Source organism: Nocardia heshunensis (assembly GCF_054782115.1).
The window spans coordinates 1-1053 of sequence record NZ_BAAGTC010000065.1; the positions used below are offsets into that span (position 1 = coordinate 1).

Consider the following 1053-nt stretch of genomic DNA (forward strand, 5'->3'; position numbering starts at 1 on the left):
AGCCCCGGTAAACGGCGGTGGTAACTATAACCATCCTAAGGTAGCGAAATTCCTTGTCGGGTAAGTTCCGACCTGCACGAATGGCGTAACGACTTCTCAGCTGTCTCAACCACAGACTCGGCGAAATTGCAGTACGAGTAAAGATGCTCGTTACGCGCGGCAGGACGAAAAGACCCCGGGACCTTCACTATAGCTTGGTATTGGTGTTCGGTACGGTTTGTGTAGGATAGGTGGGAGACTTTGAAGTAGGCACGCCAGTGTTTATGGAGTCGTCGTTGAAATACCACTCTGATCGTATTGGACCTCTAACCTCGGACCCTGATCGGGTTCAGGGACAGTGCCTGGTGGGTAGTTTAACTGGGGCGGTTGCCTCCCAAAATGTAACGGAGGCGCCCAAAGGTTCCCTCAGCCTGGTTGGCAATCAGGTGTCGAGTGCAAGTGCACAAGGGAGCTTGACTGTGAGACCGACAGGTCGAGCAGGGACGAAAGTCGGGACTAGTGATCCGGCACCGGCAAGTGGAAGCGGTGTCGCTCAACGGATAAAAGGTACCCCGGGGATAACAGGCTGATCTTCCCCAAGAGTCCATATCGACGGGATGGTTTGGCACCTCGATGTCGGCTCGTCGCATCCTGGGGCTGGAGTAGGTCCCAAGGGTTGGGCTGTTCGCCCATTAAAGCGGCACGCGAGCTGGGTTTAGAACGTCGTGAGACAGTTCGGTCTCTATCCGCCGCGCGCGTCAGAAACTTGAGGAAGGCTGTCCCTAGTACGAGAGGACCGGGACGGACGAACCTCTGGTGTGCCAGTTGTTCCGCCAGGAGCACGGCTGGTTTGCTACGTTCGGAAGGGATAACCGCTGAAAGCATCTAAGCGGGAAGCCTGTTCCAAGATGAGGTTTCTCACCACTTCGAGTGGGTAAGGCCCCCAACAGACCATTGGGTTGATAGGCCAGAACTGGAAGCCTGGTAACAGGTGTAGGTGACTGGTACTAATAGGCCGAGGACTTACCAACAAAGAAGCTACGCGTCCACTGTGCAGTATCTGAAACAACACAC

1 rRNA gene is annotated in these 1053 nt (G+C 55.1%); it reads left to right on the forward strand.

The annotated features are described in order from the left end of the window. Positions 1 to 1010: ribosomal RNA gene (locus ACYVN4_RS45190) — 23S ribosomal RNA — on the forward strand; the annotation flags it as partial. Between the last annotated feature and the right edge of the window lie 43 nt (positions 1011 to 1053).